Genomic DNA, 6,450 nt, shown 5'->3' on the forward strand with positions numbered 1-6,450 from the left:
AGAGCGTCATTGCGAATTGCGAATTGCGAATTGGTTTAACCTGCGTGTCCCCGCGTCCTAAAAAGTTTGCAACTTGGCATAACTCTAAGTAATAGGATAGAACCTAGCGCTCTCAACATAACAAAGAGATGAACGTTTCTATCCGATTACTCCAAGAGAATGAGTTAGCTGCGGCTGACCATATTTTTCGCCTGGCCTTTGGCACTTTGTTAGGATTACCTGAACCAACCGAGTTTTATGGGGATGCTGCTTACATACACCATCGCTGGAAAACTGATCCGGATAGGGCATTTGCTGCTGAGGTAGACGGAAAATTAATCGGGTCTAACTTGGTGGTGAATTGGGGGAGCTTTGGCTATTTTGGGCCGTTAAGCGTTCATCCTGACTTTTGGAACCAAGGAGTAGGTCAACGTCTCGTTGAAGCTGCCACAACTTGCTTTGACCAGTGGAATACTCCAATGACAGGACTGTTTACTTTTGCTCAAAGTCCTAAGCATCACGTACTATATCAAAAATTTGGCTTTCGTCTGCGTTTTCTCACTGCGATTTTGGCAAAGCAAGTACAACAATTACAGCCAATACCTCAAGGAACTAGATATTCACAGATGAGTGAGGATGAACGTATCCAAAGTCTGAAAGCAATTGATCAACTCACTAATTCTATTTATGAAGGACTAGATTTATCACGGGAAGTTCTCACAGTTCAGGCTCAAGGACTGGGTGATACGGTGTTGTTATGGGATGATACAAGCTTGGCAGGTTTTGCAGTTTGTCACTATGGGGCGGGTACTGAGGCAGGTAGTAATACTTGCTTTGTCCGATTTGGGGCAGTATATTCTGGCAACAATGCAGGGCAAGGTTTCGAGCAGTTATTAGATTTGTGTGAAGCATTGACTGCGGCTCAAAAAATGTCACGTTTAATAGCTGGGGTCAATACGAGTCGAGACGAAGCTTACCGCAGAATGCTTGCTCGTGGTTTTCGCAGTGAAATCATCGGAGTTGCAATGCATAGACCTAATGAACCGGGATTCAATCGCCCAGATGTTTTTGCCCTGGATGATTGGCGATAGCCTAGGAGGCAGGAGGCAGAAGGCAGGAGGCAGGAGGCAGGAGGCAGAGGTGCAGAAGTGCAATTCCTGGCGCTGCCAATGCGAATACAGATATGTTAGGGGACTCCTTACTGTTTGAGCTATTGACAAATAAATTCTATGAAAGCTTACGAAATTCAAAGCAACGCCGGGATTGATGCCCTTGCATTAGTCGATCGCACTGAACCAAAACTCGCAGCTGGACAAGTTCTCATTCAAGTCAAAGCAATATCCTTAAATTACCGCGATTTACTTGTGATTGAAGGAGCTTACGGTGCTGGACAGAAATATCCGTTAATTCCCGTATCTGACGGTGCAGGAGAAGTTGTGGCGGTGGGGGAAGGTGTGACACGGGTAAAAATAGGCGATCGCGTAGCGGGTACTTTCTTCCAAGATTGGATTTATGGCTCTTTAACCAAAGAGAAAATGAAATCTGATCTCGGAGGCGGTATCGATGGAATGCTAGCTGAGTATGTCGTATTACACCAAGATGGTTTGGTGATATTACCAGACTATTTATCCTACATTGAAGGTGCAACTTTGCCCTGTGCAGCAGTCACAGCTTGGCATGGACTGGTGACAAAAGGCAATATTCGCGCGGGTGATAGTATTTTATTACTCGGTACTGGAGGAGTTTCAATTTTTGCTCTCCAGTTTGCCAAGATACACGGTGCTAGAACCATTATTACTTCCAGCAGTGATGAAAAATTGGCGCGAGCGAAACAGCTTGGTGCTGATGAGACAATCAACTATAAAACAACACCAGATTGGGAAAAGCAAGTTTACCAATTGACTAATCGCACGGGTGTAGATCATGTAGTTGAGGTAGGCGGTGCAGGTACTCTGCCAAAATCGCTACAAGCAGTCCGCATCGGAGGACGTATTAGCTTGATTGGCGTATTGTCTGGCAGAGGAAGTGAGATTGACCCCATGCCAATACTTTTTAAGAGTTTAACCATTCAGGGAATTTATGTTGGCAGCCGGGAAATGTTTGAGGCGATGAATCAGGTGATGCAACAGCATCAAATCAAACCAATTATTGATCGAGTTTTCCCCTTCACTGAAGCACGAGAGGCTTATCATTACCTCAAAAGTGCGGCTCATTTCGGTAAAGTCGTGATCAGCCTAATTCATAACTAACTCGTTCCCAGCTTATGACTGAGAACGAGACAATTCCTAATCTCCAATGCCCAATCTTAAACCCGACCTCGGAGAAACTGCGCCATTTCGTTAGGAGTTGGCGACATTTCTAAAGCAGTTTCTTCAGTAATCCGACCATCTTGATAGAGATTTAGCAACGACTGATTCATCGTAATCATGCCGTCAAAACTAGCTTGTTTCATCAACTCGCCAATTTCATCATACTTGCCATCTTTGATCCATTCTTTAATCGCCTCAGTATTGATCAGCACATCGTGGAAAGCAGCCCGCTTACCGTCAGTTGTGCGACACAAGCCTTGAGCAATTACTGCCACTAAAGACTCCGAAACTGCCACCCGCATTGCATCCTGTTCGTCACCAGAGTAGAGATTGAGAATCCGCTCAATGGTTTTAACAGCGCTATTAGTGTGCAGGGTTCCCATGACTAAGTGACCTGTCTGAGCGGCTTTTAGGGCGGTGTTAACTGTTTCTTTATCCCGCATTTCCCCCACCAGAATCAAATCTGGGTCTTCCCGCAAAGCTGCTTTCAAAGCGTTGTCAAATTTGCGAGTATGCATTCCCACTTCCCGCTGTTTGACTAAAGACTTGCGGCTTTGATGGACAAATTCTATCGGGTCTTCAATGGTGATAATATGCTTGGCCATCTCCTTATTGATGTAGTCAACCATCGCTGCCATTGTGGTGGATTTACCAGAACCAGTGGGCCCAGTCACCAAAATTAAACCTTTGTGGTGATGACAAATATCCCGAAAAATTGGCGGTAAATTCAACTGTTCCATAGTTAAAATTTTCAGTGGAATCAACCGCAACACCATTGCAGCCCCTTTAAGGGAGCCAAAAACATTAATCCGCACACGAGCAAAGTCATATTGAGTTGCTCCGTCAAATTCTAAATGTTCTTCAAATCGCTGAATTTCCCCTTCACTCATCACCTCCCGCAACCAATTCATAAAAGCTTCTTTATCTGTTTCTGGATAATCCGTTGATTGAATTTCTCCTCGACTGCGGAAGCGAGGTACTTCACCTACACCCAAGTGCAAGTCAGAATATCCCTGATCGTAAGCTTCTCTGATTAACTTCGCTAAAGTGAGTTGTGGAACGCTGTTTTGAGGGCGGGCTGAAGTCGGTATTGGCGGTGGACTACCCGGACGATGACCTGCGACAGGAGGAATGGTTGACATATCCAATGTTTGTGTCATCTGCCGCTGTGTACTAAAGGTTGGCGTTGGGGGTGGTGGCGGCGGCATTGGTGGCACGTTACGTCCGGCAGCAGAGTTAGAATTTAATGGAGACTGTGATTCTGTCATATATCTTCACATTTGGCAGTTAAAAAGTTGAATTAATCAAAAGTCAAGTTACTTGCTTCGATGACTTTTGGAGAATGCTTGTCTGTCAGCACTAGCTGCGATGGGAGGCGATTGAAAGTCTAGAACGACGATTAATGCATTTCATCCACCTCAACTGGTATCTTTTTTTCCTGAGATTTCACTATTCAAAAAATTTAGATAAATTATTTAACCTATCTAACCTGGTTTAACACACGTAAGGACTCAAAACACCCTGATAAATATACATAGATTTCTGAGTATTATTTAATGCATTCATCCGCAGGGTAAATTTTCTAAGTCCTTAAATGAGAAATTTATCCCAGGTATGGATAGGAATTACCAGCAATTAACAGCACAAATACTAGCAGATCATTTATTCAGCCCATCTATGAATTATGAGAACTATTACTAATTTTTATAAGAAATGTTAAGTTGAATAGGAGTAATCCCCTGGGGATCAAGGTTAAAAGCTCATACCTTTTAGGTTATATGCCTGAAGATAGATGCAGAAAAGAAGTTTTTTTAATAGATAGAAACTTGACTTTATATCCATAATTACAAAAAATTAACTGTAAACTTTAGTAAACAAATGCTCATTTTCCCGATTAGTTTTTATATACTGAATTTCACTGAAACAATTCAGTTTACTCGCAAAAAGTGAGATAAGACTGAAATTAAAATATGCCCTGTATTTTAGGAGGAAAAGTCATGGTTTCTGCTCAAAGCTCTAATCTAGGAAAGACCTACTCCTTGTTGATGATTAAAAGCTTTTTAATATGGACTTTTACATTAGCAGTATGTTTGTTGGTTGTGGGTTTTCCACTAGTTGTCTTGATGGCTACGGTCGGATGTCTGTTGTCGATTATATTGCAATCTGTGATGCCTGTTAGTGCGGTTTTGCTTGTAGCAGGCGCTCTAATAATGTTTAATGTGCTGGCAGTTGTATTTGCTGCGGGTGTGCTAACTGTTAAGGGAGTTCATCCTAGTGAAGTTAAATGGTTAAGCTGGCTGCATGGAGAGGCAGACCAAATGCAGACTACTGTTTACGCTGCTTGCCCTCTAACATGTGAGATTAAGTAGTCATTGCAGTTGAATTCGATAAACAGTGCGTCTGCCCGGTTAAGCCGGGTTTTTTCATGCTCTTTAGACATAATATTAAACTTGTGAGATTAAGTAGTGATTACAGTTGAATTTGACAAACAGTGCGTCTGCCCGGTTAAGCCGGGTTTTTTTATATTTTGTGTGATTTATCCATTTATATTTATGGTTTATGTGATGATTGACCGCCAACTATTGACTATTGCTCACAGACCATTGACTATAACCATTGGCAAATTACAGATGATTAATGACTAATGACTAATCAAAAACGCGTTTGCATTATCTTAGGTACTCGCCCGGAAGCCATTAAACTAGCTCCAGTCATTCAAGTTTTCCAGAAATCTTCAGGTTTTGAGTTGCAAGTAATTCTAACTGGACAGCATCGGGAGATGGTTGAGCAAGTTATGCAACTGTTTAATATCAAGTCAGATTACAACTTGGAAATTATGCAGGTTCAGCAATCTTTAAATGATATTACCTGCCGCAGTTTACAAGGGTTAGAAGCGTTATTCAAGGTGGAAAAGCCAGATTTAGTAATCGTGCAGGGAGACACTACCACGGCTTTTGCCGCAGCTTTGGCAGCTTTTTATCAAAAAATTCCTGTTGGCCATGTAGAAGCAGGATTAAGAACTGATGATATATTCAATCCTTACCCAGAAGAAGCTAATCGGCGGTTGATTTCTCAAATTACTCAGTTGCACTTTGCGCCGACTCCTTGGGCTGTGGAAAATTTGCATCGTTCTGGTGTTTTGGGTGAAATTCACATGACGGGTAACACGGTAATTGATGCGTTGTTAAGTGTCGCTGCAACTCAAGTAGTTTGCAATGTCCCAGGCTTAGATTGGGAATCATATCGAGTTCTGTTAGCAACAGTTCATCGTCGGGAAAATTGGGGAGAACCTTTACAAGCGATCGCTCAGAGCTTTTTACAAATTCTAGACAAGTTTCCTGATACAGCTTTGCTGCTACCACTGCACCGCAATCCGACAGTGCGAGTCCCGTTGCAGGAACTTTTAGGGAATCATCCCCGGATTTTCTTGACAGAACCTCTAGATTATGGCGAATTGGTGGGAGCAATTGGGCGATCGCATCTTTTGCTTACTGACTCTGGTGGCTTGCAAGAAGAAGCCCCCAGTTTGGGAAAACCAGTACTGGTTTTGAGAGATACCACTGAAAGACCAGAGGCGGTTGCAGCCGGTACAGCCAAACTTGTAGGCACCAAAAGTGAGGACATTTTTGCAGCTACTGCGGAGTTACTAAGCGATCCAGATGCTTATGAAGCAATGGCAAATGCAATCAATCCTTTTGGGGATGGTCATGCAGCAGAGCGAATTTTGCAGATTGTGCAAAATTATTTGGGTATTTCATCAGAAACATCAACTTATACCAATTTAATGTGAAGTTGCACATATCTCGATCCCCCTAAATCCCCCTTAAAAAGGGGGACTTTGATAGATGTTTTTCCAGTTCCCCCCTTTTTTAAGGGGGGTTAGGGGGGATCTAATTCTATGCAGCTTCATACAAAATTGGTATTAGAAACTTAGATTAAACAAAATGCAAAATTTCTGTTTTTCAGGGTGCATAAAACAGGCTTTTATATTGGTTTTTCATTTTTACCAATAAAAGCAGTTCTTGCAGAGGGCAGTAGTTCGAGCGGAAAATCACCCTCTGCTTCCCCTACGGCGGTAAACTACGCTTTTAGAACAAGGGCTTAAGACGAATGGCACTAAGAAAAGGGAAAATCGTTGAGGCAGCTCTTGTGCAGAGGAGCA

5 protein-coding genes are annotated in these 6,450 nt (G+C 42.6%); 4 read left to right on the forward strand and 1 reads right to left on the reverse strand.

All coding sequences use genetic code 11. From position 1 onward, the window contains the following. Positions 1–128: 128 nt before the first annotated feature. Positions 129–1,070, forward strand: coding sequence for a GNAT family N-acetyltransferase (locus ABF638_RS24795; protein WP_435025580.1), 942 nt, complete (start codon positions 129–131; stop codon positions 1,068–1,070). Positions 1,071–1,208: 138 nt separating this feature from the next. Next, the gene (locus tag ABF638_RS24800) at positions 1,209–2,228 is read left to right on the forward strand and encodes a zinc-dependent alcohol dehydrogenase family protein (RefSeq protein ID WP_435025581.1); all 1,020 of its coding nucleotides are present in this window, start codon (positions 1,209–1,211) and stop codon (positions 2,226–2,228) included. Positions 2,229–2,284: 56 nt separating this feature from the next. On the opposite strand, the gene ABF638_RS24805 is transcribed toward ABF638_RS24800, so the two are convergent. Then, positions 2,285–3,556 carry a type IV pilus twitching motility protein PilT gene (locus ABF638_RS24805; RefSeq protein ID WP_435025582.1) on the reverse strand — a complete coding sequence of 424 codons (1,272 nt, stop codon included), beginning with the start codon at positions 3,554–3,556 and terminating at the stop codon, positions 2,285–2,287. Between the two features lie 729 nt (positions 3,557–4,285). On the opposite strand from ABF638_RS24805, the gene ABF638_RS24810 reads away from it, so the two are divergent. Then, positions 4,286–4,657, forward strand: a complete 372-nt coding sequence (locus ABF638_RS24810) for a hypothetical protein (protein ID WP_435025583.1) — start codon at positions 4,286–4,288, stop codon at positions 4,655–4,657. Between the two features lie 275 nt (positions 4,658–4,932). After that, positions 4,933–6,078, forward strand: a complete 1,146-nt coding sequence (gene wecB, locus ABF638_RS24815; RefSeq protein ID WP_435025584.1) for a non-hydrolyzing UDP-N-acetylglucosamine 2-epimerase — start codon at positions 4,933–4,935, stop codon at positions 6,076–6,078. Positions 6,079–6,450 lie beyond the last annotated feature (372 nt).

The sequence above is a fragment of the Nostoc sp. CALU 1950 genome, from assembly GCF_051172895.1.
Lineage (GTDB): Bacteria > Cyanobacteriota > Cyanobacteriia > Cyanobacteriales > Nostocaceae > Nostoc > Nostoc edaphicum_A.